Genomic DNA, 25,974 nt, shown 5'->3' with positions numbered 1-25,974 from the left:
CCAATTCCAAACCTCCACCGCTTGACGAACGAGAATTATTATCGTTTACTAACTATTAATGCAGACCTCTCCCAGCGTTGAGACCCGTCCCTTCCGTGAACTTTGTGCGGATCACGGGCTCACAGCAACCCACCAGCGCCAGGTTCTCTACGAGGTCATGCAGACGATGCCTGGCCACCCCAGCCCGGAAGAGGTCTACGCGCGGGTCAAGAAGCGTATACCAGCGATCTCCCTCGCGACGGTTTACAAGAATATTCATCTCTTCGTCGAGAGAGGCGTGCTAAAGGAAGTCAGTATGCACCACGGCTCTCTCAGAGTCGAGCTGAACAGCCGCCTCCACCACCACATGGTCTGCTCGCATTGCAAGGCCATCACCGATATCGAAGAAAAGGATCTCGGCGTCCTACCGGCATTGCAACGGTTACCTGGAGGCTTTCAGGTAGAACGCTACGCTATCGACGTCATCGGAATCTGTGCCGCGTGCCAGAAAGCGAAGCGCAGCTAAACCATCCACTCCCTAACAGAACTTAAGAAGTTGCGATATGTCGAAGGCTATAAAGGCAAATATTTGACCACCGGCGCCAGCGCTCCGGTGGTAATAACACGAACTCGCTAACCGTCGGCCCTCGCGGCCCAAACGTGGGATAGGTTTCCCCGGCAATGAAAACGAAGGAGCGAAAATGTCGAACGAAATGAAATGTCCAGTGCCGCACGGAGAGAATCCCTCCACCAAGACGGAGACGGCCTCACCTCTGCATGGGGCTGTCACGCATAACTCCCGCAAGATCACGCGCAACGAACATTGGTGGCCCGACCGCCTCGACCTTGCCGTCCTGCACCAGAATACGAAGCTGGCCGATCCCATGGGCCAGGATTTCGACTACGCCGCCGAGTTCAAAACCCTCGATCTCGATGCCGTCATTAAGGATCTCCACACCCTGATGACCGACTCCCAGAGCTGGTGGCCGGCGGACTACGGCCACTACGGCCCGTTCTTCATCCGCATGGCATGGCACAGCGCCGGCACGTACCGCACCCATGATGGCCGCGGCGGTGCAGGCATGGGCACGCAGCGTTTTGCGCCGCTCAACAGCTGGCCGGACAATGTCAGCCTTGATAAGGCTCGCCGCCTGCTATGGCCCATCAAGCAGAAGTACGGCAAGAAGATCTCCTGGGCCGATCTCATGATCCTTACGGGCAACGTCGCGCTTGACTCGATGGGCTTCAAGACCTTCGGCTTCGGCGGCGGTCGCGCTGACGTCTGGGTTCCGCAGGAAGACATTTTCTGGGGATCGGAGCATACTTGGCTCGGTAGTGATCGTTACCAGGGCGAGCGTGATCTCGATCACCCCCTCGCCGCGGTGCAGATGGGTCTTATCTACGTGAACCCGGAAGGGCCGGATGGCAAGCCCGATCCGGTCGGTTCGGCACACGACATTCGAGAGACTTTCGGCCGTATGGCGATGAACGACGAAGAGACTTTCGCGCTCATCGCCGGGGGCCACACCTTCGGCAAGGGCCATGGAGCCCACGATCCTAGCAAGTACGTTGGACCCGAGCCCGAAGGCGCACCCGTCGAGCAGCAGGGACTTGGCTGGAAGAGCTCCGCCGGCAAGGGTAACGCCGAGGACACCATCTCCTCGGGCCTCGAGGGCGCCTGGACATCAAGCCCCATCAAGTGGGACAGTGAATACCTCGACAACCTCTACAACTACGATTGGGCGTTGAAGAAAGGCCCTGGCGGCGGGTGGCAGTGGTACGCCGTAAACGAGGAAGCCAACATTCCCGACGCTCACATCAAGGACAAGAGACACCTGCCTATGATGTTCACCTCGGACCTCGCACTTAAGTTCGATCCCGAGTACGAAAAGATCGGCAAGCGCTTCCAGGCAAACCCAACCCAGTTTGCCGATGCCTTCGCTCGTGCATGGTTTAAGCTCACGCACCGCGACATGGGTCCTATCGTTCGCTATCTGGGACCTCTGGTTCCCAAGGAACAGTTGATCTGGCAGGACCCCGTCCCCGCTGTCGATCACGAACTCATAGGCGAAGCGGATATCGCAGCACTCAAGGAGAAAATCCTCGCCTCCGGTCTCTCGATCTCGCAACTCGTCTCGACAGCCTGGGCTGCGGCGTCCTCTTTCCGCGGCTCTGACAAGCGCGGCGGAGCCAACGGTGCACGCATTCGTCTCGAGCCGCAGAAGGGCTGGGAGGTGAACCAGCCTCTCGTGCTCGCGAAGGTTCTCAGCACGCTCGGGGAACTCCAGACGGGCTTCAACACGACGGGCAAAAAGGTGTCGCTTGCCGACCTGATTGTTCTCGGCGGTTGCGCTGCGGTTGAAGCGGCTGCGAAGAAGGCCGGACACGACGTCACCGTCCCCTTCGCGCCTGGACGCACAGATGCTTCGCAGGAACAGACCGACGTTGAGTCATTCGCCCCGCTGGAGCAGACGGCGGACGGCTTCCGCAACTACCTCCGGCTGGGACACACCGAACGTGCGGAAGCGCTGCTTGTCGACCGGGCACAGTTGCTTACTCTGACCGCTCCTGAGATGGCCGTCCTAGTTGGTGGCCTGCGTGTTCTCGGTGCCAACTTCCGTGGCTCCAAGAACGGCGTCTTCACAACGCAGCCTGAGACACTGACGAATGACTTCTTCGTCAACCTGCTCGACATGGCAACCGAGTGGAAGGCATCTTCTACTTCGGAAGGCTTGTTTGAGGGGTTGGATCGCGCGACAGGTGAAGTTAAATGGACCGCCACTCGAGTGGACCTGATCTTCGGTTCAAACTCTCAGCTCCGAGCCATCTCGGAAGTTTACGCATCGGTCGACTCGAAGGAGATCTTCTTGAAGGACTTCTTAGCCGCGTGGAACAAGGTCACGAACCTCGACCGCTACGACCTGCACAAGGCGTAGTTCGTCGGTGGTACCTTAACTCCGCAAACCAAGGGGCTACCGCAGGGTAGCCCCTCTTCATATCTACCCAAAACCTGCGCGAGTCTTTGCCACCAAGCAGGCGGTGAACTAGAACAGATCCAGGTATCTCTGGGGCGTGTGTCCGGACGGCTGTGCGTTTCTCGCTGTAAACAGCGCCTCCAGAGCGCAGCCACGACCGGATCGGGCTAGAGCCGGAGCCTCTCTGAGCGGCATCACCCCTCCGAAGCCGACTTCTGAGGAGTGATCCAGGAAACCATGAATGCGTTCATCAACTGTGCTTCTGTGCTCTACTGTCCGCACCGTAGTCGTGTGGCGGCCGCGAGTCGGAAGCTGACCATACGCGGACGCTGGAGCGGAACGCGATGTGCTACATGATGTCAAACCAGCAGTACCCAAGCGACGATGACATACACTGGCATCCGCACATGATGTGGTATGTTCCGAGCGACTCGGCTCAAATGTGGGGAGCGAATCTGTGGGCGTATCAGCGACGGCGGGGAATGTCTGGTCTGATGGCATTCCCGCTCCTCAGGCTACGCACTGACCAACGTTTCAACTGATTAGGCAATTTCGTCTTTTGTGAAGGAACAAATTCCCGCGCTTCCTCGCCGACGGCATATATAACTGATTACTCCTCAGACGCGCCTGTAATGACCTACGGTACGAATTGTGATTTTGGTTGAGAATCGGGCCATGTTGTCGTCGATCCAGACTAATTCCGGTCCTCGAACAATCAACGGCGCAAATTGGTAAAACGGAACAGAAGGCTCGATAACTTGACGTAATTACATCGAAAATGGCCTCCTGAACACATGGCGAAAGAGAATAAGATTCACGATATCGGCGTGGCACGCCACATCCGAAAGTACAGCGATGCGGTTGAATCGGCGTGCCCAGGCCGACTGCTTTTCTCTTCGGGACACCAGGTCTTACTCGCGACGGGCAGCTGCCCGAGACCTTCGAAGGACAGGCCGAACAAGCCTGGAAGAATGTATTTGCACTCCTTGAGCGCGCCGGAATGGGCCCCGAGCATCTGGTGAAGATCACTCAGTATCTGGTGCGGGCTGAAGATCTTCCGCTCTACCCACCTGTTCGCACCAAATGGCTTCAGAACCATCGGCCGCGTCGATGCTGGTTATCGTCCCCGGCCTTGTGCGGCCCGACATCCTCATCGAAATCGAAGCCTACGCAGTGGCCCCGGTCTACGAAAAGTAGGGAGCGTTCGTTCCTGCCCACTTCATTTCTTGGAGGGACGCGACACAGGTGTTACCCAACCTGCTCGTCTTAAGTGTACCCGTCTCCATAATAAGGAAAGTTCTTGCGAATGCGAGTCGGATCCGGGGCGACCCCATCGGCAATCGGCTTGTTGCACGCCAGGGTCAACATGACATCCATGGCGTCGTCGCAAAGCGCTCGCCCATTGAAGCGGGTACGATCAAAGGTAGCGGTCGTTCCAAGTTCATACGGCAACATCACGGGGCACAATCGACCGGCGGTCTGCTCTCCGTACTCCGTCGGATCTGCAATAGAACTCGCGTAGGTCGTCATCCGCTCGGAAAAACCCGCGATCGCTTTCGAGAAACGATCTACGTCTTCAGAAGGCACCGAGGTATTGACGGCGGAACGATTATCGAAACCAACCGAACCGTCAGCGTTAACAATGAGAACGCGATACGCGCGTTGCAACGTGCCGCGCGGTAGATCGGCTGGATATCGCCTCCAAGCGTTACTGCCTACGAAGATTTGGACTCGATCAATCGTTTCGAGGACTCGGGCAAGCAGCATTCTCGCTCGGCTGGACTTCTGACTACTTCCTCACTATCCCCCGCAAATAATGATGTACGGGAAAATGGGTGTGACCAGCGTTCCGGCAGGGAAGATCGGCGTAAGAACGTTTGGCTGGTTTGGCCTTGGAATTTCAGGAAGCTCGAAGCATCAACGAGAGGCTATCGCATTAGTGAAATTCCTCTTGCACAGTGAGTATGAGCTGGAGGCTGCCAGTGCACGCGCTGAGTTGTCTGCGGGAACCGCATTCTGCCGCCTGCCAACCTTGCTCAAGGCATCCTCGCGATCGATAACGTCAAGTCACCCTTTAGGTGACGGCATTGTGAGTCGTCCTTCTATGGTGGCAGGCAGGAAGTATGAGGACGTCTCGCACGCGTATGCGGGCGCAGTGCATTCCGTACTGACAGGAAAGAAAGGCGCTCCAGAAGCAGCTGCTCAGTTGGAGACGGAACTCGAGCACATCACGGGTTTCCCCAAAGGCCCGCCTGAAGCATTGGGCACGAGCATATCTCGCGTGGATGGCGCCAGATGATAGCAGTGCGGTGTGTCTCTCTTATCGTTGAGATGTGTTGTAGGAATGGACATTCCAGTAAGGCTCAGTTATCGACGACGTAAAAAAACAAAAGGTGGCGCATCACCGTCGGTCAAAGCAGCGCGAATGGTAAGAATTAGTTTGGTACCGTCCGCGGCTTCGGTGCAAAGGACAAAGGCTCGGCCAGGTGCCGGGCCTTCGTTTTGGGTACAAGGAATATGTAATTTATTCAGCTCTCCGCAATTGCTAGTATCACGATTCGGAGCTGTCCGAACACAGGGCTTATGCGAGCTGCGAAGACTGATCGCGACAGAGGAAGACCTCTCGGTTCTGGTCGGCAGCGATGACATCGCCCCATACATCGAACCGCTCTCGACTACTAAGCCTGCTATACGGGGTGTACATGTTCCCAACGCGCCGAGAAGTGATCGCAGGGCTATGTTCGACGCTTCTTGAATGCTTGCCGGGCTGCGATCGTGCCAAGCCGGAGCCCGTCACGATTACTTATATGGATCCGGAGTGGTCGCACGACCGGTCGCAACGACGTTTCTTCTCTGAAGGAGTTCTACGGCAATTCGAGAAAGAAACAGGATTAAGGTGAAACACCTGCCCGCTCCCGAAACCTCAGAGGGACAGCTGAAGCTCACCCAGGAGCTGCTTGCGGAAAAGGATACGCCAGATGTATTGGGTATCGACGTCATTTGGTCTGGACTTCTGGATGACGCACTCCTTGATTTGAGGCTTTTCTTCAGTTCAGAACTTTCCGCTGCCGATCCTGACTTAGTTAAAAGCTATACGGTGAACAACAGACTTGTTGCTATTCCTTATCGCCCTTATGTTGGTGTGCTTTTGTACCGCACGGACCTGTTAGCGAAGTATGGGTACCACACCCCGCCTCAAACCTGGTCCGAACTAGAGAGGATGGCTTTCCGGATTCAGGAAGGAGAGCGAGCCGCTGGCGAGAAGGATTTTTGGGGGTTTGTATGGCCAGGGGCAGCAGAGGAGTGTCTGACTTGTTTGGCTTTGGAATGGCAAGCGTCGGAAGGTGGCGGAAGGATTATCGAAGCTAACCGAACGATTAGTGTGAACAATGAGAATGCTATCCGTGCATGGCAACGCGCCGCGCGCTGGATCGGTTGGATATCGCCTCCAAGTATTACTGCGTACGAGGAATGGGACACCCTCAAGCATTTCGTAAACTCAGGCAAGGCAGCATTCCAGCGTGGCTGGACGTCTGACTACTTTCTCACCAACCCTGCAAAGTCAATGATTGATGGGGAAATGGGTGTGACAAGCATCCCGTCGGGAAGTCTAGCCGTGGGAACCCTCGGCGGGTTTGGCATAGGAGTATCGAAAGGGTCGAAGCACCAACGAGAAGCTATCGCGCTGGTGAAATTCCTGTTGCACCAGGAGTCGGAGCTTGAGGTTGCTAGCGCAGGTGCTGCGTTGCCCACTGGAACCGAACTCTACCGTCTGCCAACCGTTCTGAAGGCATACTCGCGATCAATATCGGCTGGCCAACCAGTAGGAGAAAGGATTGTGAGTCGTCCTTCTATGGTGGTGGGTAGGAACTATGATGACGTTTCGCATGCTTATGCCCAGGCAGTGCATTCCGTACTGACGCGGAAGAAGAACGCTCGCGTTGCTGCTGCTGAGCTGGAAGCGAAACTCCAGCACATCACCGGCTTTGTCAAAGGCCCCCTGAAACAACCGAAACCCGGATATCCGCACTGAAATAGCGCAGGTCATCGCTGTGGGCTCCGTCCTATTTGTCATTGAGATATGTTGTAGGGGCGGACGTTATCATTAAGATAAGCAATGGACGAAACAATAGCAGGGCAAGGCACATTACCGTCGGGAAGCCAGCGCGGATGATCTCACTCGTTTCGCGTGTTGGCATCAATACCCGTCTGACGCTCGGTTTTGTCTTGATCATCGTGCTGATGTCGGTGGCAACAGGCATCTTGCTCTGGCAGTCGCGGGTGATGCGCACTCAAGCGAACCGTCTCAAGGAAATGGACGAGCAGTTCATGGAGGTACAGCGTGCCCACGCGTTTCTTCTCTCGTTCCACAGCGCATCGGAACAATTAGTCAAGGCTAGGGATCTTGCACGCTTGCTGCAGGAAGCGCCTGTTTTGCGCAACCAGCTGAGCGATAGCCGGAGACAAACCGAAACAGTGTTCCGAGGAATCGAACCGAATAACATTCTCGATCCCACAGTCTTACCCACACTGGAAACGATTCAAGGATTACTGCCTTCGCAAGTTGATTCGCTTGCTGCCCTCGCATCCGTAGGAGATTGGGAGGCCCTGCATCAGCGGATGGAACAACCGCTCGAACCCTTTGAGAGCCTCAGTGCTGAACTAGTGACTACCGCCAGCCGTGATCTAGAAAACAAACGTTCAGAAGCCGCTCGCCAGATTGAGAGTGCGCAGATTCGAACGCTATTCACCTTGCCCGGCATAGGTGGCCTGACAATCGTTGTTGCGGCTCTCCTGGGATTCAGTATCACGCAGAGCATCACTCGCCCTCTGAGATTCCTGGTCGACGGAACCTCCGCTCTCGCAAAGGGCGAATTTGGTCAGCAGATCTCTGTGCAAGGCCGAGACGAACTCGCTCATCTCTCGCGAGTGTTCAACCAAACAACCATCGAGCTTCAGCAGCTCTATGAAAACCTCCAGCGGAGTGAACAAGAGCTTCGTGACGTCATCAACGCGGTTCCGGCGCTCATTTGGAGAGCATCGTCTGATGGCGAAGTTGATTTCATCAACGAGCGTTTACAGCAGTTCGTGAGTGTACCTCCCGAAGACATATGGGGTTGGAACTTGCAATCCGTCCTTCATCCCGACGACCGTGCCCGGTTCGTCGCCGAGCGGCGAGCAGCGGTTAAGGATGGACGACAGAACGAGGATGAGGTCCGTGTGCGGCGGGCGGACGGAAAATATTGCTGGTTCCTGAATCTGCGCGGACAGCAGGGCGGGTGTGCTTCAGCCGGTGGAAGGTGAAGACGTGTTTGCTTCGTTGGGCAGCGTGAACTGAAATGTTGCTCCACAGACTGTGTTGGCACTCGCCCACAAGCGGCCACCGTGCGATTCAATAATCCTGCGACTAATGGAGAGTCCCATACCGGTTCCCTGCGGCTTCGTGGTGAAGAAGGCAGCGAACAGATGCTCACTCCCGGCGACTGGAAGACCGCTGCCTGAATCACTTACCGCAATGAGGATTTCGCCATCTTCAGTTCTTCTCGAGATTACGGTCAACTCACCCTCGGTGTCTTTTATTGCCTCGATGCCGTTGAGCATCGACGTGAACAAAATCATCCAGGAAATGATTGTCCTATTACGGGATACGGCGAACCGCAATTTCTGCCTCGAGCTGATTCAGCCTCTGGCGCTCTTCCTCCGCGCGTTTACGGTCTCGATTTCGATTCCAGTTCCATACCATTTGACAATATTGCCTGCCTCGTTCCGCAGCGGTACATTACGGATATCCCAAGATATACTTCCATCCGCGAGGACGCGCGACGCAAGCTGATACGCCATCAGAAATGCATCGTCCGGGAGCAGAACGATCTGCTTGTAGTTGTCCCAGGTATAAATCAGCGGTTCATGGCGAAGGCCGTTGACACCGTCGATCCAAGTGTGGTGCGTGCTCACCGTTCCGCCCGAAAGCACGCTGAGATCCACCTGTGCTGGCGTCGTTGTGAAATACCGCCCTCGACAGCCAGAACAGCGGTCACCTTATCGGTCGGTATAAGCGCGGTATGGAGGAATCGATTGGCCTTGTAGCCGGTGAACGGTTCGCTTGTCACTTCCGCAACCGTGACCAACTCATCGGTGGTTTGTACGAGCGGTTCTCCGCAATGAGCCAGCGGTGGAGGCCATGAGTCGGGCGGTAGCAGGCCCTTAACCGATGACGTCCCTGTTGTGCTGTCGGGACGAGCGAGTCGGCCATGGCCTCCATTCTCAATTGGTGACGTAGGGGATTGACGTTCTGCAGTCCCGGGCGTGTCGCTCGTAATGAAGAGGCATTTACAAGTCGGTCGGAGAAGATCTTCTTCCGCATCAAACCTTCATGAACCCTTTCGAATTCTCACTAAGAAATACTTATGAACCAACGGGATTTTACGAGTCGATCCACGCGCCGATCGTCGAAGCGATGCACTTTGTTTGAAGAAGATCCGCCGCACTGACTCTAGGAATATGTCATCTTTCGCGCTTCAGCCTTGGGTAGGATCACGTCGTCTCCAGTCTTGGAAGATGGGCCGCCTGCCTCCGGCGAGTTGGATGTATCGCCATCAATCCTGGGGCCTGCGATAGAGCTCATGGTCCACGCGGGACGTCGTTGGACGTTATCGCTGACATGTGTCTGAGAAAAGGAGAACACCGACGTCTTCAGAGAATGCAATTCGCCGTGTCGCAATCGTTGGAACCGGAGTCATCGGTGCCAGATTGGCCGCACTGTTCCTGGCGCATGGTCTCGAAGCGATCGCCACGGATCCAGCTCCAAACGCCGAAGAGAGCCTGCGCCAGTATATCGATAGTGCCTGGCCTGCCCTTGAGCAGTTGGGCCTGTCTTCCGACGCCTCGAAAAGTGCCTCTCGTTCCACGACCAAGTTGTGCGATGCGCTTGTGGGTGTCGATCTGGTCCAGAAAAACGGGCCAGACATGCCTGACTTCAAAATCCAGTTGTTCGCCGACATGGACGCCCTCACACCGGCGGCCACGATTCTTGCGAGGGCATCGAGACGGCACCGATAGACGAATGGTGCAGGAAAAACTTGGCTTTCTCTCATTCGTCCATTGGACACCTTCTCCGCAGTCAGAGGCGCAGTCGGCGTCCGACACCCTGCTGCAATCCATTGATCTCGCCGTAGAGGCCGAGCGCCTGGGGAATGGATGGAGCCTATTCCGTGTTCACCACTTCCCCCGACAATTGGCATCGCCATTCCCGCTGCTAGCTGCGGTCGGTGCTAAGACGCAACGGATAGAGATTGGCACCGCAGTGATCGAAATGCGGTATGAGAATCCTCACTATATGGCGGAGGATGCCGGGGCTGCGGATCTCATCGCTGGAGGGCGCCTGCAGTTGGGAATCAGTCGAGGTTCCCCAGAAGAGGTCATCGATGGGTGGCGCTATTTGGCTACGCCCCACATGAAGGCGAGAATGGCGCAGACATCGGCCGACTCCACGCCCAGGAGTTTTTGGAGTTGTTCCACGGCAAGGATTTCGCTCAGCCGAACCCACGTCCGATGTTTGCCAATCCGCCGGGCTCTTACGCCTTGAGCCGCACTTGGAGGGATTGCGTGAGCGTATCTGGTGGGGAGCAGGTTCCAATGCGACTGCGGTCTTGGCCGCAAAGCTGGGGATGAACCTGCAATCCTCAACCCTCAAAGAGGACGAGATTGGCGAACCATTCCACGTCCAACAAGCTGCCCCGATTCGCGCTTTTCGGGCAGCCTGGAGGAAAGCTGGCCACGCGCGCAGTCCCTGGGTTTCCGTCAGCCGCAGTATCTTCGCGTTGATCAGCGACATCGATCGCGCCCATTTCGGACGCGGTGGGGAGGAAGAGGACAAGATCGGCTTCATTGAACATCGACAAGAGCGATCTTCGGCCGTGACTACGCGGCCGAACCGGATTTGCTGATCGAACATCTTACGAAAGATGAGGCGATTTCCAAGGCGACACGCTTTTACTGACCGTCCCGAACCAACTGGACGTTGCTTACAATTCGCATGTCCTCGATGCCATTCTGAAGACGGTCGCCCCTGCTTTCGGTTCGCGTTATGATATCGCCGCGCCGCACCCCTGAAGCCAGAACACCCCCGACTGCCTCTTCGTTGCGTAGATCTGTTCAGAGGGTAGGGTCGCCTGCCCTCCACGAGCCCCATTTGTGTGCGAGTTCCGCCGTGGGGATCACGTATTCTGGAAACTTCGTAGGGGAGCGCCGTGAACCAATCGTGTAGGCATATTCGACGCCGATGCCGTAGGCGCCATAGTGTATCTATGGCGAGATCCTTCACGGCGTCGCAGGTATTCCGGTTTGCCCAGTCGCGCTGCCATTTCAGGGTCACAGAGAGGGCCGTCACCGGTTTTACTCCCGCCTGGACAACACGACGCATCGCATTGCCGTGTGCGAGTTTGCTAACGTCGCCGCAGCAGTCTTCGCCCACGTAAACCTCGTAGCCATCGTGAATCGCCTGCATGGTCGGAAGAGCCACGCAGGTCTCCGTCCACGGGCCGGCCAGCACACTCTTCTTGCGCCCTGCCTTCTCGATTGCCGCAACGAAGTTCTTGTCGTCCGAGGAATTGATGGACGAACGCTCGATCGGTTCCTGGCCCGGGAACACGGATCGGATCTGCGGCCACAGGTTCCCGCTGAAGCTCTTCGTCTCGACCGTCGTCAGCACCACGGCACGTCAATACCCGCGCTGCTTTTCCTAACGCGACAGTACCTTAATGATCGCTGGTCGATCAAAGTTACTCGTTCTGAACAACATTTGCGGTTGGTGACGATCAGCGCTACGACGCAGTTGCCTGGCGTGAGAAGTCTTTTTTCGCTACGCTTCATGTTCCGTTATTTTGACCCATATTCATTTCTCCGTTGGTTTCGTATAGTTGAACTTTAAAAATCGCTCCTTGTAGTCGTTTGTAATATCCATGGTCTTCGCAACGATTGCGCCTCCGAGCAAGGTGCAGTGGCCCGGCGATACTAGCACGCTGGGGAGCGAGATAAATTACATGTTGCGGTAAAGGCGTCCTGCGGATTTATCACCCGCGGACCCAGGTCCATTGCTGACAGCGCATTCGTGCAGGATGCAGCTTATAGTGCGCTGAACCACATCTGCAACTTTTCCATTTAGGTCGAAGTGTAGCGTTCGGAAAGGTGTAGATCGATTTAAATGAAGTCGTATGCAACAGAAAAAGACCATCGTCAGCCCACGTGCGTGCAGCTCGCGACTACAAGGAAGATGTAATTGTTTGTGGCGGTGGGGATTGCTAGGATCGCGCTATTGGATGGCTGAATGGATCGAGGACTCCGTCGGACTCTCAAAATAGACCTCGAGCTTTAAGCGATGAGGATTACCGAGGAGATCCGTGGCGATTGCGGCAAGACGTGCAGAAGGATATCGGAAATATTGGCCCAATTTGGTGTGCGTGCGCCGGTGAGGTTTATCCGTGACTCGGCCGGACATTGCCGTTGTTGGCGGGGGTTTACTTACTTGGCCGGCTTCGTATATAGCGCGCCACCCAGGCTGGGATTACTCCGGCGGCCGGAATTCCAAGAAGGACTAGTTTCGCTGCAAAGGCACGCTGACTTCATCTATAGCTGCCAGACCATGCATTAGGAGGACAAGCATATGACACGCACCGAGCTTGAAATCAATCAGCAAGACATGTGGAGAATATTGGTCTTCGAACAGCGAACCACCCTCACACTCGCGGTTGAGATGCTATTGCGTTGCCAATTTTCTCCCGAACAGATCCTGACCAAGACGGCGTCGGCACTGGAAGGCTCACACTACGATTCGTGAGGTTTGCGAGGGCAGATTACTAGAGCCCGCCGCCGTTCGACGAGAATCAAAAGAGGCGGGATGGCAACTGCCAACCTCGCGGGAGCAATATTGCTACACCCCAGCTTTCATAAAAGGCATTCTCATGACAACTACGGACCTCAGCACAGAACAAGAAGAGATGTGGAGAACATTCTTCGACGACAATCACGCAGATCTCGTTATCGTTGCTGAGATGCTTTTGCGTTGCCATCTATCCCCCGAAAGAATCCTCCGCAAGGCATTATCGGGCCTGGAAAGCTCATCCTGCGAGGTGACCTTTGAACAGGCAATCCAGGCCGTCATCGATACCGTCATTGAATACAATCGGGAGACTGCCAACTCACCTCTCCAAGCAAAGACACTCGCCCCCGTCAAATTGAAAGTTCCTGGAATATCGCAAATTTCTATGCTCCCATGGCCCGAACGGGCGGTGTATTTTTTGCGCGGAGTTCTTCACTATTCCTGCGAGGAGACCGGCCTTCTCCTTAATCTGAGAGACGTCGAGATCGACCAACTCTACAAGTTTGCAACAAAACGTATCGGCCACGAAAGCAGAATGTGTCAGCGCTGACGTGACCGATCCAGCTACGGTACATCTGCGCTCAATATCCCATTGATGTGGTTTCGTCAGTGCATGTTCTCTCTACGCCCTACGACCCTGAGTACGGCTAAATCGCCGGCGTGGTCTCGAATTTCGAGACGCTGCCCGGAAGCTTCAACAAATTTCAACTCTCCGCTCACACCTACTTCCGCGTTTTGCGGAGAGTTGATGGGTCAATCATGGCATTGCCGAAGCCTCAAATCTGATGAGCGCTAAATACTCTCGACGTGCCAATTGTGTGCCTTCGAGACTGGAAGGCTGCTCGGGACCGGCGATAATCAGATATCGAACCATATAGTCCCATCCCATCTGCGCCAGCGCCAGGCGTCCCAGATCGAAGGGCGGCACTGGTCCACTGGAAGCAGCACAGCGCAAATACTATCGCCGCATGTTTATTGCCAGAATTACATGTTCCTAGTACGCATACGAAAACACTAGACCATCTAGTCACTTGCCGGAAGGAATGACAGAATCTCCTTCCACCGATTCTGCGAAACGATAGCCGATATTTGGCTCTGTCAAGAGATACTTTGGATTTGCTGGATTGTCCTCAATCTTGACGCGTAACTGCCTGACAAAGATTCGCAAGTACTCGCGCTCGCATCCGTACTGTGACCCCCACACTGATAGTAGTAGTTTCCTATGGGGAACCGGCTTCCCTGCATTCATCATCAGGTTATGGAGAAGTGCGAACTCCTTTGGGGTCAAGTGGAGAGGGCGACCCCTCTTCTGCACCAGGTGCCTCGAAGCATCAAGATGCAAATCCCCGACACTGAATATAACTTCTTCCTTATTGGAGGCATGTTTCCGTTCTAACGCAGCGCAAACTCGCCCAATTAACTCGTGGAGTGGCAACAGATATACCGAGTAACTACGGGCGGCCGCCTCCGAAGGCCTGCCTCGTGGGCCGCCGTCGTCTCGCGAGGTCTGGATCGCGACCAGGAAACTCGAAGCGGCCTCACCCTCCACGCGGCTAATGTCGACTCCTTCGGTTTCCTGTTTACTACGCGCAAGCGTACCTTCGACCAGTGTCATTCGGATTGGCAACTCGCCCTCCGGCTTGCGTTTTCCGTTGTTCCGATCGGCGATGGTATTGACCTTCCAGTTCATGGAGACCTCTGTGTGGATTGCGGCGTCTTCCGCTAAATCGACCGTCCGCGGCGCGCGTGATTCGTTGAGGTTTGTTCGGCAGCAGTGAGGCTCAACTCCGCGTCCCTGCTCTCGAAGTGATGGCTAACGGCCATTGAGACGTGGACATCTGGATGTAGCGTGCGCTCACGTCATTCATGATCGTGGAACCGAAGACATGTCCTCAGGTAGGTTCTCTCGGCCCTTACTGATGACAATTCAAATTCAGCTGGTTCTTTGGGCAACATAACGTTTGCAGCTCCGTTGCGCCATTACATGTTTATGTGGCAACGGTGCTCGAACTGTGATCCGGTAAGACTGTGACCAAAGCTGGTACCATTTTTGTTGATTCAGCCAGAGCGGATTGATCCGCGCACTCGGCAAGATATCGATGCACGAGGTGTACTGCCCCGGAACCTTCGCGGACTGTGGAGGCAACTCGTTTCACGCATCCTGCTCGTGTGTAGCCAACCGCAAAGATGCTGGTTTCAAGCAGGAGTGGAAACAGCTTTGGCGGCCACTGGTCACCACCGTCGAAGCCCGCAAGATCGGGGTCAGTGACGATGAAACCCCTATTGTCCAGGACAAAAGTGACTCCGTCGGGCGAGCAGCTCCGGCCATCACAAAAACGTGGCGAATAGAACCCGATTTCGTTTCTTCGAGCGCCGTCTCGCCATTCGAGGTGCCGGGCCCGCTAAAACCTGTGATTCGAGTTCGATAGTGGATCTCTATCCTTGGGTGCGCCTTAATGCGTCCGATCAAATATTGAGACATAGAATCGGAAAGCTTCTGAGAACGCACGAAGAGATGCACCTTCGCCGGCGACTGGGCAAGAAAAGCCGCGGCCTGGCGAGCTGAGTTGCCTCCTCCCACCACAATGACTTCGGCGGAGTCGCACAGCTGTGCCTCCATATGAGCCCGTAGTAATAAGGCCCTTGCCTGTGAATGGCTCTGCGTCTTCAATGGAAGTCTCGCGTACTGCGCTCCGGTAGCGATTACGACCGCGCGCGTTGAACTTTAGCCCAAATTCAAGAATGACCTTATACATCTGGCGATTCGTATCGATGTGGACTACTGACTGAGCGCGCATGATCTGCGCACCGAATTTCTGGGCCTGCGCAATAGATCTGTTTGCGAGCTGTTGTCCTGAGACTCCTGTGGGAAAACCGAGATAGTTTCGATTCTGGAGCTTGAACCTGTCCGCCCACCAGGTGCTGACTTTTCAATGACAAGCGTTCTCAATCCTTCAGACGCTCCCATAGACAGCTGCCGCGAGTCCCGCCGGGCCTGGGATGCTTTCAAATGGTGTTGGCCATCACAACACCTCTCCAGAACTCCTTACCTGAACTGAATGATCGCTCTTGCCATTACATATGTAATTTCCAAAGAACCTCTGCCATGCATCAATCGGCCTGATGCACCAGCGATGCTCAACCGCAGGTAGGGCTGAGAAATACCCTTTGAACCCGATCGGATAAGACCCGTGTGGGAAGGGTTGTGAACGTCACCGACATCGGAGGTTTTTAGCGCCACCCCTGGGTATGACATGGCGAGCGGATTGGGAGCGGTCGATGCCTATCAACTTGTGACGAACTGGGACAAGGTTACCTTCAACAATTCCAGCACGCAATTGTAGGCTACGTCGACGCGATTTCAGCATGGGGAGAGTAGGTTATGTCCAATTGCAAGGGGTCGATCAATTCAGCGGCTTGGTAAACCTAAGTTGCACGGCGACCGGCGGACCCGTAGGGTACACAGTGTTGCCTCGGTGTATCGTTCCTTCTGTGGCATTGGTTCCGAGCTCACGGCCATCGAATACCATCGTTCGGGTCGATGCAGGTCCGGTCCCGAGTGGAGGCCGTATCAGCAAGTATGTCCCGGTCCCGCCTGGAACATGCACAGCGGTTAATCACTGGCAAGACGTCCGGTGCGATACACGATGTCGCAGTAACGATCAAGGTCGAGTAGGATCAACTGCACACCTCCTCCTCTGTAGGGACGCACGCAAGTGCGTCCTCTTTCATTCCAGGTACGGGTCAGGGCGCGCTAACACTATTTCCATCTAACTTCGGTACGGTGGGAGTAGATGAAGATCACCGGAAGAGTAGTTCTCAAAAATCAAGGACAGCATTCCGGTGCAGCGGGGCAATGTGAGTCTGTTAACCTGCAGTTCTTGAATGCCCTACTGTATGTAGCGGAGCACGGATGTAGGTGGCGTGGGCTGCACGAAACGGTTCGGTAACAGGTATACCATCTACACCCGTATGAACCGGTGGTCCAAGAGCGGGGCCCTTCACCAGATATTTGAGAAGCTGCAAATGGAGCGGACCGTGCGCATCCGGATCGGAGCTTTCTCTTTGGACTCGACTTCGGTGGAAGTGCATCCGGATGGCACAGGGGTGCTAAAAAAGGCGACAGGCCACCGGTAAGTCCCGTGGCGGATGGACCATCAAGATTCATCTGGTTGCCGCGGGTGCTCGAACGGCGATAACCTTTGCTCTCTCGCCAGGCCAAGCGAACGATGCCCCTGAAGGTTGCGAACTGCTCCGCGACCTGGTGTCGATGCCCGCAGGACTGCCGCTGCTAATGGATCGCGCTATGAAGGCAATGAGACTTGGAAGTTGGTGCTCGAACTGAGCATGGTTCCGGTAGTTTCGCCCAAGTCCAACCCTGTCGACCCTTTGCGCTATAATCGCGTACTCTATCGCAAGCGAACGAGATAGAGCAGCTCTTTAGAAGGCTCAAAGGCTACCACCGCATCTTCTCCCGCTTCGAGAAACTGGCGCGTCTTCCTTGCCTTCCTTTGCTTCGCGCTCATCGTCGAAGCTCTCAGATACTGTGAACACACCCTAGCCACAACTGAGTATCCCCATACCTGTTACTTCATTGTCCATTTCGATCCGCGCCTTATCTTAATGCAGTAGTCCCAATCGCAGCCTTTCTTATCGCAAATCAACCCCGACAAACAAGGCTCCGATGCGGCTGTCGCTCGTATGTAAAAACCCGGAATCATATTGCCGCAGACACTTCCACGACTGCGGTCGGCAGAGTGAGATGAAATGTCGCGCCTCGTCCGTCGTGGGATGTGGCCCACAAACGGCCGCCATGCGATTCCACGATGGAATGGCTGATCGCCAGCCCCATGCCGCTGCCTTGAGGTTTCGTGGTGAAGAAGGCTGTGAAGATCTCATCCGTTTTTCCGGCCGGCAATCCTACTCCGGTGACCTGCACGCTTGACTTGTGTGGTAAAGACCAGGGTCAGCCACGTAGCCTTATCGTCGGCAGAAACAGATTGGATAGTGATCGTAGGCGGGACTGTCCATTTTTCAGAGTGAGCTGCCACACCACTCCGTTACGCAACGTGAACCACAGCCGCCCATCGGTGCCCTCGATGGCGGTTGGGAACGGACGCAACTGGTTGGCAATTCCTGAAAGTCCCTCGCGAATGCCGAAGTGCTCGCCCTTGACCCGATACGCGGGGTCTTTCAAAGCTTCCGAAATCTCCGCTTTATCGATATGGAAGATTCCTGATATCGCATTGAGCCACAAATCTCCCTCGGGTGTTTCCACAATCCCAGAGATGCCGCGCAGCCATTGGTCATCCACAGCGGCGATCCTGTGGAAGCGTCCTTCGTCAAACTGCTCCAGCCCAAATTCGCCCCCAATCCAAATCTTTGGTCCTCGCCCATAAATCGCCGTGACGTTGCCCACCTGAAGACCATCGCCCGGACCGAATACGCGGGCCCGATCGCCATCCAAAACCGCCAGTGGGCTCTTCGAATAGCCGAACCACACGCGGCCAAGGCTGTCGGTGAATGCAAACATCATGATCCCTGTTTTTGGGAGGTCGTCGCGGCCGCCGTAAGGTGTCCAACTGCCATTGGCTAACCGGTATAAACCGTGGCGGCCGAAGGAGACCCATACTCCTCCTTGTTGGTCCTCTGTAATCGTCTGCAGTAATTCAAATTGGTTTGCCATCCGGGGGAAGGTTCACGCGAAGGAAATCGTCTCCAACAAGATGCCAGAGACAACGTTCCCCAGAGAACCAGAACGTCTTGTCGGGTGCGCGGTAGACGAATGAAGTTGTCACCTGCGGGAGACGGCGCTCGCCTTTGCCGTACAGAACATGATAAAGGTCGGCTTTTGTGCCAGCGCCGCCACTTGTGAAACTGGTCCATACCGCCCCTTTGTCATCAGCAACCAAGGCGAAATCCCCACTCTCCGATGTTTCTTTCGGGAACTCCTGTCTGATCAACGGGGTGTAAAAGAATCGATGTATACCCCTGGTGTCTCCAAACCAGATATTTCCTTCACGATCCACCAACTGTGCCATCTGAAAAAGGGTTCACGTTATATGTTTCAGAAATAGCTGTGGACGCTTTGTTCTGGACACCACGTAGGCTGTCTTTTGGAAGACGCATCACAATGGGCTTATCCTAGGGTGACATCCAAACACCGTTGTCTCGATCAACAAGTTGAAGGTTTTTTTGGTGACCGGGAGAGCAGACAGCCTCTCATCAGGACCTTCGCGGGAGCCGGACACACGTGAGGCCGAGGGCGCGATCAGGATGGTTCGATCCGGCTCCCACGTGAACGCCTCGGCTGATAAATTGCTGCCAGCTGTTTTGAACTGTCCGGTCCCCGGTATTAGGTAGATGAGGTCTTTCGTGGTTTCAAGACCACCCACCAAAGCCCAAAGTGTCCCCTCTGAATCAAATCCAACCTGCGTAACGCGTCCGGCCGGGAGCGTTCCACTCAACCCCGATATGCTGCCACCCCGAATGATCGAATCTCCAAAGACCACTGGATGTGCCTGCCCATACAATTTCATTTCGATCCTAGGCAAAACCGTAAACACTTCCAATCTCGCTCGCATAGTTGGTCACGCGGCCCTTATCCAGGAAACTGAAGCCTCCTAACGTATAGCCTATCCAGAGGCCATCAAACGGCGGCGCGAACAAGGAGTACAAGTTGTTCGACGGGAGCCGATCGCCAAACGGCGAGGCGAATGGTTCGAATCGCGTTCCATCAAAGCGGAATAATCCGTTGGGGCCGCCCAGCCACAGGAACCCGTCATTGGTCTGTGCTGAACACGTGACGTCTGCGGGCGCTCCCTGTTGGAAGGTCCAGGAGTCGTGACCCACCCGCAGGTTCGCCGATTCCGGCGGTTGCCCGAGCGACAACGGACACCGAAAACAGGTAACGATCATTAAGACAACGAGCCAGCATAGCTGTGAGGCTGTGACACGGATTGAGTGTGCTGAGCGGTCGCAATCTTCGACTGGAACAAAAGACCGCGCTCGTTGGTGTATTTCCCATAAAGGACCCATATGTACTTATAACCCCAATACAATGAACACGATATAACACGGGAGAACAAAACCTACGCCAGGTTTGCAAGTTAGTGGGAGTTGGCCCTCAATCGCAAAATCCGGAACGCTTACGTCACGACGCGGATCCGCAATCTGCGTTTCGGTGTCCGAGATGGAGCTTGCGAAGTAGGAGGCATCAAATGCATTCATACCTCCCGATCACTGTGGCAATGATGGTCACTGCCAACCGTTGGCCGCCTTCGTTACGCTCAATTGAACCGTTACGGCAAACGGGCAGAAGCAAGAAGGAATGCCGATTACGATCTGCGTCGATGGCGCGAGATGGCTGACTCGTGAGAAGCCATTCGCCTGGCCCTCGGTGCTCGCCAGTGAGCGTTAGCTTTAAGTTCCCGGCAACTTGCCCGCTCGATGGACAACGCGATCGAAAAATTCGTGGAACATCTCGCGCAAGAGTTGCTTCCTGATCCACAGTTTTGATCTAGGCATGATGACGCGAGTGTCCTCGTGACGTCCTACTAAATTAGCGATCAAGGTTCAATTGACGTCGTCTGATTTGGCGCTTCCAACGTGTCCGCCCATTGCTTTTGCCCTGGCTGTGTAGATTACCTTCTCTATCGACGTAGGAAGCTCCCTTGATTGGTAGTACAACTTAACTGCCCGACCGCTGGGGGATGATTAGCCGAGCACCACGCTTACCACTCCGATAGGTCCATACGAAACGTCAAGCCAGAGAGCAGCAATCGCATCACGCCGAAACATCACATATTCCTGTAATACGGCGGGGAAATACCTATATGGATTGCTATCCCATGAGGATAAAAGGGGTGAGACTTTGGATGGCACTCGGCCCCATTGCAGCTCATTAGACGTGTGAGTCAAGAAGGCCCTTTCGTTCAAGAGACAACCTTAAGCTGCGCCGTCCACGCAAGATGCGAGACTTAGCTGCTGCGACCGAAATTCCTAACGCGTCAGCAGCTTCCTGCAAGGAATAATCATGGCCATAATAGCTGGTCACTGCTTCCTGCATTTTTGGTGAGAGGCCATGAAGTTCCTTCCGTAGGAGGAGAGTAATCTGTGCCTTCGCTACCCGGCACTCAGGATCTGGCGCTTGGTCGGCGATGTCCCAGGCTGGTTCGTCAGGGCTATACCGTTCGATATCTGATTCTCGCCGAGACTTCTTCTTTCGAATCACTGTCAACGCAGCATTGATCCCGATAGCTGTGATCCACGTGGAGAACTTGCAGGACTGACGAAATCTGCCCAGATTCGCATATGCACTGAGCAAGGTCTCCTGCAGAGCGTCTTCGGCATCTTCTCGATGACGAACGATGGAGAGAATCTTTTTCCGGCAACCTGAGCGTGCCGCCGGCAGAGCTCAGCAAAGGCTTCGTGGTCTCCTGATTGAGCCGCCTGGACCAGATCATTATCCGTGCGCAGGACGCGGATCGCTGGATTCTCAGGACCCATCCCGAGTGAGACTGTTTCGAATCGCCGGGATTCGTTGCGAGTACGCATTCCGGTTCTCTTTATCTCCATGTCAGCAGGAACCCGCATAATCCTGTCCACCGGGATTACAGCCCGCTGTGCGTAGCTGCCAAGAGGAGCAAGCCATGCCACAGCATCACCCACCTCGAATGCCGAGACATCTTCTCCGACTGCTGCGATGTATCCCGACCCCTCGGCACCAGGAATCAGAGGCCGAGGAGCCTTGCAATGACCATTACGGAAACACCCGTCAATGAAGTTGACGTCCGAGGTGTGGACGAGGACGAGGACTTCGCCGCGGCTCGGAACTAGATCGGGTCCTGTACGATACTCAAGAACCTCGGGACCGTCAGTCGATGTGACTTGAATCGCATTCATGGAGCACTATCCTTTCGCCCGTGACTGGGACTATGGTCACTCGCAGTGAGTGAGCCGGCGAACTTCGATCCTGGTGCCAGCGCCGGGCCGGCCTTACCCGTTGCAGCATGGTACCGAGTATGAAAGACCTGGCCGGGGCGCTTCGGGTAACCCTGAGTCCATCCGCGAGCGATGGCTGCGTCATTGTCGACGAGGATGTATGGGAAATATGCCACCGGCTTGCCTTCAAAGAGGGCGTCGACCAGAAAGAACTCACGATACTGGTAGCGAGCCGAGTCCAGATAATCCTCATTGGCTCCCGTGAACTGCCAGCCATAGAAGAACGCATTCCCGTGTCCTTCAGCCTTCGGATCCGGAGACAGTACAGCAGCGGCCGCGGCAGGATCAGACTGAAACTCAATGTTGAGGAAATCGGCAGAATAGTACCAGTGTGGCGATGGGCTAAGTGTCGGCTTTCCTTTCGGTGTAAGCGGATAGTTAAAACCCTTGAGCATCGATCTTCTCCTTTGCACCGGGATTGATTCAGGGTTTGATCACGATCGCTATGAGATTCAGTGAGGTTCCCTTAGGAGTACCACCGAAGGACATTGTGCGGACCTGATACCTCGCACAGCGCAAATACTATCGCCGGCATGTTTTCCGGTAAATTACATGTTCCTAGTACCATCAACGTCTCATTCTCTTAAGCTTCTCCCGCAAGAGAATCGTCTCGGAGGTGCCAGGCTACTAGGAAGATGTAATGGGAATCAGGCAATGACGTCGTTACGATGCATCAATACGTGAGATCACGATGCTGCATGAATGTTGATGGGAGCGTTCGATATAAAGCCTGACCTGGTTGAATTCGCCGCGTCGGCTACGAATGCGGCATCAATTCCAGCTGATTTGCAACCCGGGAAGAACCTTTTGGATCCTTATTGATCGACCTCTTCACGCTGCTCGGGGCGTATTACCTTCTGAAGACTGTCAGAGAGTCGCTCATACTCGCCGAAGGTGGAGCAGAGGTCAAAGCGTACTCGTCCGCAGCACAGGCGATCATTTTGCTCGGATTCGTGCCTCTATATGGGTGGATCGCAACTCACCTAAATCGTAATCGGCTCTTGCGTTGGACAACGCTGTTCTTCGCGTCTTACTTCGTTGGCCAGGCCGGTACTTGAATCGGTATCGTGTACTACATCTGGGTTGGGATCTTCAATGTCTTCACCGTGGCTCAACTTTGGGCTTTTGCGACCGACCTCTTTTCTCTGGAGCAAGGCAAAAGGCTCTTCCCGTTACTCGGCTCTGGAGCGTCGTCTGGAGCAGTCGCAGGGGCCTGGATTGCAGGACGACTGATCAAACCACTTGGCACTTACAAGACCATGCTCATCGCGTTGCGTTGTGCATTTGCGCCGCTCTGACGCGGTTGGCGGGCTATATCATTACGAGGCGTGGCGCAGAGATCGAGAAGAAGAAAGGCGATCCTCAGCAGTGAAGGCGGTTTTTCAACTTCTGATGCGCGATCGCTAACAGATGCTGATCGCGATTTCTCACAGTTCTGCTCAATATCGTGTGCCTTTCCGGTGATTTCATCTTCGGCAAACTGCTCGTGGACCAGACGAACCACGTGGTCGGCACCGCGGCCACACTGATGAAGGCACGCAAGGCTTACATCGGGTTTTACTATGCCTCCTACTACGAGTGGACGAACGCTGTGAGCTTAATCATCCAGACATTCCTTGTCTCCCGCATCTACAAGAGGTTTGGCGTGCGAGGGTCGATGTTTGTCCTTCCGGTAATCTCACTTGCTACCTTCGTGACGGTTCTCGCAAACCCCACTCTGCAGGTCGTGCGTGTCCTGAAGATCGCTGAAAACTCCACCAACTAGTCACTTCAGAACACTGTTCGGGCGGCCATGTTGCTCCCGACATCAAGAGAAGCGAAATACAAAGCGAAAGCGGCGATTGAGACTTTCTGCGTCCGCTTGGGCGATGTGCTGCAGGCAGGGGTCATCTTTATCGGAACCTCACTCCACTTCGGAGTACAGGCATTTGCGGGAACGACATTAGTGATCACACTGTTGTGGATCTTCGTGGCATTGAGGCTTTACCACGAGCATAAGCGAAGGGTGCCGGAGTTCCACTAATCACTGCACAAGCCTACTTGTGATCAAGAATTTCACAAGTCGTCTCAGCGACAGCTCGTTTCCTATTCTTGTCCTGTCCTACTCGATCCTCATGATGCGCTGCGTCTTCAGTAGAGCATTCAGGGACTCATTGATGGGATCTCGACTGCCGGGGTCTGAGCTCCCGCTCTTACGTTCATAGGTACATTTCTCGCAATCACCCTGCGCCTGATCTGTTCATTGTTCCTGCGATCAAATGCCTGTATTCATGTGATTCGGGTCTTCTACCTGATAACGCTGTTGCTGAAACCATCATCGCGTTCCAGTACCAAACACGCAGTTGGATGCTGAGGGCATACTACATTGCAATGTCTGCCTCAACGGCAATAGGTTTGTCGTTGATCTGGGTACTAATTGGGGATTGGACTTTGTCTCGGAGCATTACTGTCGCAGTTTGCGGTCAAGCGACTTAGGGCAGATCCATGGGCGAACCGCTGTCTCAGTGTTTACCCCGGCATCCTGACTGCGACTGCACTCGCTTGCGCAGCTGCACCTATTTTTCGGGTGATTGAGTATCTCCGCATCGGTGAATATTCACTGCGGAACTCAGCATCGCGCTGCGGCATGGAAATCGTCTATGCGGCGGCGTTGCCTGAAAAATTCGAGTGAGGTATGTCCACTCGTGGATATGGTCGGTGGAATTGTCCTTTACGAGTCCAGAAAGCCGGTCGACATTATGGAACGCTCGCAATTCGCGCAGTCTAACGGACTACTTCTTCTTAGCGACCAGAATGCATATACCGGACCAACGATCATGCTCCAATCCCGGCGGGGGAGTCGCGCTCAGTGGCATAACGCCCACATTCTTTGTGGTGAATGGGTACCTCGCCTCGAGGTAATTTCGAACGAGCTGTGCGCGTGCGTAGGACCAGGAAAGAGCATCGGCTGAGGTCGCGGCGTCTGAATATCCCTCGATCACAATAGGATGCGTGAAGATCACATCTCCGAATGACACAACAGCGGCATCGATCGCATGCTTCCCGTCCGGGCTCAATTCCTCCGCGCCGTGCGGCCCGTGCTGAAATAGTGTGTCAGCCTGCAGCCAGGCGCGTGGGCTCGGTGTACTACCGAAGAGCTTACTGTGTCTATATTCTTCTGGGGATAGACTGCCAAGTGTGTAGTAGCCGCGATGATTGAAGTAGCCCTTAAAGAAGAAGTTGTGTTTGAGCGCCTCGGTATCCTCTGCCATGTTCCCTGTCGCAACGTTGACATTGCTCAGCGCTTCACTGACGTTCTGACCTGCAGTGACACCATTTGCATCGGGCCCTAAAGCCTGGGTCACGTTTTGCTGGACTTGTCGGATGGTCGCATCGGCCCGAGTTGATGCGGAACGAATCTGTGTCATTGTGTCGTCAAGCTTCTGAGGTAGCTGACGCTGCTGAACATCTGCAACAAGAATGTTCACTCGGCCCGAGGCCTGCTTGAGGTTCGAGGTTGTCGACTGTACGTTCGACATGGTCTCTCGAATCTGGCCTGCCATCTTCTCATCTCGGAGAAGCATCCCGGCAGGTCCGTGGCCCTCTTTCAGACCTACGAGCAGATCATTGGCGTTACCCACGGCTCCGTTCACGCCGTCAAGTGCAACGTTGATTTTTCCTCCCACCTGCTTTATCGTTGCGTCCGCGTCATTCATGATCCCGAGACCATGGCTGAGCAGGTCGGACATGGTTACGGGAGGTTTGCTTTGCAGTACCGAGTCGGCTTGCGCGATCGCCGCATTCGGGGAACCAGAATGGATCGTCAGGAACGTGTCACCTACCACGCCTTCTGTATCGATCGTTACGAAGGAGTCGGTTCGCACCAGGCCATGAAGCTGCTCGTCGACCTTCATCTGGATGCGAAAATGACCACTGGGCGAACGAGGTACTTCGATACCGGTCACCTGGCCCGCGTCCATGCCTGCAACCTGCACTTTCGAGCCTTTGGTGACGCCATCAAGATCGGCGAACTCGGTATACAGCAGCACGTGGCGCGAGAAGGCCTCATGACGACTCCCAACGAAGAAGATCCCGAGAGCGAATAATGTCACGCCGGCTATGATGAAGATTCCTACAGCAAGATATCGTCTAGACATTCCT

The 25,974-nt window shown here is 54.9% G+C and carries 26 protein-coding genes and 2 pseudogenes; 13 read left to right on the top strand and 15 right to left on the bottom strand.

The window, feature by feature from the left end:
• Nucleotides 1-58: 58 nt before the first annotated feature.
• The 3 genes from RBB80_RS22990 (at nucleotide 59) to RBB80_RS22980 (ending at nucleotide 4,224) form a co-directional block, all read left to right on the top strand.
• The gene (locus RBB80_RS22990; protein ID WP_433964665.1) at nucleotides 59-505 is read left to right on the top strand and encodes a Fur family transcriptional regulator; all 447 of its coding nucleotides are present in this window, start codon (nucleotides 59-61) and stop codon (nucleotides 503-505) included.
• Between the two features lie 175 nt (nucleotides 506-680).
• Nucleotides 681-2,915, top strand: a complete 2,235-nt coding sequence (gene katG, locus RBB80_RS22985) for a catalase/peroxidase HPI (RefSeq protein ID WP_433964664.1) — start codon at nucleotides 681-683, stop codon at nucleotides 2,913-2,915.
• Between the two features lie 910 nt (nucleotides 2,916-3,825).
• Complete coding sequence (locus RBB80_RS22980; protein WP_433964663.1) at nucleotides 3,826-4,224, top strand: RidA family protein; 399 nt, start codon at nucleotides 3,826-3,828, stop codon at nucleotides 4,222-4,224.
• On the opposite strand, the gene RBB80_RS22975 is transcribed toward RBB80_RS22980, so the two are convergent.
• Complete coding sequence (locus RBB80_RS22975) at nucleotides 4,221-4,721, bottom strand: hypothetical protein (protein ID WP_433964662.1); 501 nt, start codon at nucleotides 4,719-4,721, stop codon at nucleotides 4,221-4,223. The two genes, RBB80_RS22980 and RBB80_RS22975, sit on opposite strands and share 4 nt — an antisense overlap.
• 1,105 nt (nucleotides 4,722-5,826) lie before the next feature.
• On the opposite strand from RBB80_RS22975, the gene RBB80_RS22970 reads away from it, so the two are divergent.
• Together RBB80_RS22970 and RBB80_RS22965 are read left to right on the top strand one after the other, a co-directional pair.
• Nucleotides 5,827-6,987: an extracellular solute-binding protein gene (locus RBB80_RS22970; RefSeq protein ID WP_433969828.1), complete on the top strand. Its 1,161-nt coding sequence runs from the start codon at nucleotides 5,827-5,829 to the stop codon at nucleotides 6,985-6,987.
• A gap of 137 nt (nucleotides 6,988-7,124) precedes the next feature.
• Nucleotides 7,125-8,258 (top strand): PAS domain-containing protein, encoded by a 1,134-nt coding sequence (locus RBB80_RS22965; protein WP_433964661.1) that lies wholly within the window; start codon nucleotides 7,125-7,127, stop codon nucleotides 8,256-8,258.
• On the opposite strand, the gene RBB80_RS22960 is transcribed toward RBB80_RS22965, so the two are convergent.
• Both RBB80_RS22960 and RBB80_RS22955 read right to left on the bottom strand, forming a co-directional pair.
• Nucleotides 8,241-8,573, bottom strand: coding sequence for an ATP-binding protein (locus RBB80_RS22960; RefSeq protein ID WP_433964660.1), 333 nt, complete (start codon nucleotides 8,571-8,573; stop codon nucleotides 8,241-8,243). The genes RBB80_RS22965 and RBB80_RS22960 overlap by 18 nt on opposite strands.
• A gap of 60 nt (nucleotides 8,574-8,633) precedes the next feature.
• Nucleotides 8,634-8,927, bottom strand: a complete 294-nt coding sequence (locus RBB80_RS22955) for a hypothetical protein (protein ID WP_433964659.1) — start codon at nucleotides 8,925-8,927, stop codon at nucleotides 8,634-8,636.
• Nucleotides 8,928-9,617: 690 nt separating this feature from the next.
• On the opposite strand from RBB80_RS22955, the gene RBB80_RS22950 reads away from it, so the two are divergent.
• The 3 genes from RBB80_RS22950 to RBB80_RS22940 are packed head-to-tail and all read left to right on the top strand — an operon-like array spanning nucleotide 9,618 to nucleotide 10,900.
• Complete coding sequence (locus RBB80_RS22950; RefSeq protein ID WP_433964658.1) at nucleotides 9,618-10,013, top strand: 3-hydroxyacyl-CoA dehydrogenase NAD-binding domain-containing protein; 396 nt, start codon at nucleotides 9,618-9,620, stop codon at nucleotides 10,011-10,013.
• 4 nt (nucleotides 10,014-10,017) lie between these two features.
• Nucleotides 10,018-10,539: an LLM class flavin-dependent oxidoreductase gene (locus RBB80_RS22945; RefSeq protein WP_433964657.1), complete on the top strand. Its 522-nt coding sequence runs from the start codon at nucleotides 10,018-10,020 to the stop codon at nucleotides 10,537-10,539.
• 16 nt (nucleotides 10,540-10,555) lie between these two features.
• The gene (locus RBB80_RS22940) at nucleotides 10,556-10,900 is read left to right on the top strand and encodes a hypothetical protein (protein ID WP_433970093.1); all 345 of its coding nucleotides are present in this window, start codon (nucleotides 10,556-10,558) and stop codon (nucleotides 10,898-10,900) included.
• Between the two features lie 494 nt (nucleotides 10,901-11,394).
• On the opposite strand, the pseudogene RBB80_RS22935 reads toward RBB80_RS22940, so the two are convergent.
• A pseudogene (locus RBB80_RS22935) lies at nucleotides 11,395-11,604 on the bottom strand (isochorismatase family protein); the annotation flags it as partial.
• Nucleotides 11,605-12,615: 1,011 nt separating this feature from the next.
• Between RBB80_RS22935 and RBB80_RS22930 the strand changes: the two are divergent.
• Both RBB80_RS22930 and RBB80_RS22925 read left to right on the top strand, forming a co-directional pair.
• Nucleotides 12,616-12,789, top strand: coding sequence for a hypothetical protein (locus RBB80_RS22930; protein WP_433964656.1), 174 nt, complete (start codon nucleotides 12,616-12,618; stop codon nucleotides 12,787-12,789).
• Between the two features lie 124 nt (nucleotides 12,790-12,913).
• Complete coding sequence (locus RBB80_RS22925) at nucleotides 12,914-13,381, top strand: hypothetical protein (RefSeq protein ID WP_433964655.1); 468 nt, start codon at nucleotides 12,914-12,916, stop codon at nucleotides 13,379-13,381.
• A 477-nt stretch (nucleotides 13,382-13,858) separates the two neighbouring features.
• On the opposite strand, the gene RBB80_RS22920 is transcribed toward RBB80_RS22925, so the two are convergent.
• Complete coding sequence (locus RBB80_RS22920) at nucleotides 13,859-14,521, bottom strand: winged helix-turn-helix domain-containing protein (RefSeq protein ID WP_433964654.1); 663 nt, start codon at nucleotides 14,519-14,521, stop codon at nucleotides 13,859-13,861.
• 462 nt (nucleotides 14,522-14,983) lie between these two features.
• On the bottom strand, nucleotides 14,984-15,502 hold the full coding sequence (locus RBB80_RS22915; protein WP_433964653.1) for an FAD-dependent oxidoreductase: 519 nt from the start codon (nucleotides 15,500-15,502) through the stop codon (nucleotides 14,984-14,986).
• Between the two features lie 1,154 nt (nucleotides 15,503-16,656).
• Here RBB80_RS22915 and RBB80_RS22910 point away from each other — a divergent pair.
• A pseudogene (locus RBB80_RS22910) lies at nucleotides 16,657-17,373 on the top strand (IS5 family transposase); the annotation flags it as partial.
• 175 nt (nucleotides 17,374-17,548) lie between these two features.
• Here RBB80_RS22910 and RBB80_RS22905 read toward each other — a convergent pair.
• The 8 genes from RBB80_RS22905 to RBB80_RS22870 form a co-directional block, all read right to left on the bottom strand.
• Nucleotides 17,549-17,770, bottom strand: coding sequence for an ATP-binding protein (locus RBB80_RS22905; protein WP_433964652.1), 222 nt, complete (start codon nucleotides 17,768-17,770; stop codon nucleotides 17,549-17,551).
• Between the two features lie 27 nt (nucleotides 17,771-17,797).
• A complete protein-coding gene (locus RBB80_RS22900) occupies nucleotides 17,798-18,517 on the bottom strand; it encodes a hypothetical protein (protein ID WP_433964651.1) in 720 nt (239 codons plus the stop codon).
• 442 nt (nucleotides 18,518-18,959) lie between these two features.
• Entirely contained in the window at nucleotides 18,960-19,370 is a 411-nt protein-coding gene (locus RBB80_RS22895; protein ID WP_433964650.1) for a hypothetical protein, read from the bottom strand.
• Between the two features lie 7 nt (nucleotides 19,371-19,377).
• Nucleotides 19,378-19,722, bottom strand: coding sequence for a hypothetical protein (locus RBB80_RS22890; protein WP_433964649.1), 345 nt, complete (start codon nucleotides 19,720-19,722; stop codon nucleotides 19,378-19,380).
• 1,012 nt (nucleotides 19,723-20,734) lie between these two features.
• Nucleotides 20,735-21,157, bottom strand: a complete 423-nt coding sequence (locus RBB80_RS22885) for an RNA polymerase sigma factor (RefSeq protein WP_433964648.1) — start codon at nucleotides 21,155-21,157, stop codon at nucleotides 20,735-20,737.
• The gene (locus tag RBB80_RS22880; protein ID WP_433964647.1) at nucleotides 21,067-21,735 is read right to left on the bottom strand and encodes an alcohol dehydrogenase catalytic domain-containing protein; all 669 of its coding nucleotides are present in this window, start codon (nucleotides 21,733-21,735) and stop codon (nucleotides 21,067-21,069) included. Before RBB80_RS22880 ends, RBB80_RS22885 begins: the two co-directional genes overlap by 91 nt.
• The gene (locus RBB80_RS22875; protein WP_433964646.1) at nucleotides 21,732-22,229 is read right to left on the bottom strand and encodes an acetoacetate decarboxylase family protein; all 498 of its coding nucleotides are present in this window, start codon (nucleotides 22,227-22,229) and stop codon (nucleotides 21,732-21,734) included. Before RBB80_RS22875 ends, RBB80_RS22880 begins: the two co-directional genes overlap by 4 nt.
• A gap of 854 nt (nucleotides 22,230-23,083) precedes the next feature.
• Nucleotides 23,084-23,338: a hypothetical protein gene (locus RBB80_RS22870; RefSeq protein ID WP_433964645.1), complete on the bottom strand. Its 255-nt coding sequence runs from the start codon at nucleotides 23,336-23,338 to the stop codon at nucleotides 23,084-23,086.
• Here RBB80_RS22870 and RBB80_RS22865 point away from each other — a divergent pair, their 5' ends adjacent.
• Both RBB80_RS22865 and RBB80_RS22860 read left to right on the top strand, forming a co-directional pair.
• Nucleotides 23,339-23,599, top strand: a complete 261-nt coding sequence (locus RBB80_RS22865) for a hypothetical protein (protein WP_433964644.1) — start codon at nucleotides 23,339-23,341, stop codon at nucleotides 23,597-23,599. It begins immediately after the preceding gene.
• Between the two features lie 27 nt (nucleotides 23,600-23,626).
• Nucleotides 23,627-23,857 (top strand): Npt1/Npt2 family nucleotide transporter, encoded by a 231-nt coding sequence (locus RBB80_RS22860; RefSeq protein WP_433964643.1) that lies wholly within the window; start codon nucleotides 23,627-23,629, stop codon nucleotides 23,855-23,857.
• A 748-nt stretch (nucleotides 23,858-24,605) separates the two neighbouring features.
• On the opposite strand, the gene RBB80_RS22855 is transcribed toward RBB80_RS22860, so the two are convergent.
• The gene (locus RBB80_RS22855) at nucleotides 24,606-25,970 is read right to left on the bottom strand and encodes an MlaD family protein (protein ID WP_433964642.1); all 1,365 of its coding nucleotides are present in this window, start codon (nucleotides 25,968-25,970) and stop codon (nucleotides 24,606-24,608) included.
• Nucleotides 25,971-25,974 lie beyond the last annotated feature (4 nt).

This window comes from Tunturiibacter gelidiferens (assembly GCF_051013345.1).
In the GTDB taxonomy this organism is placed as follows: Bacteria; Acidobacteriota; Terriglobia; order Terriglobales; family Acidobacteriaceae; genus Edaphobacter; species Edaphobacter gelidiferens_A.
The sequence above is the reverse complement of the archived record's forward strand: the minus strand, read 5'-3'. Positions and strand labels throughout refer to the sequence as shown.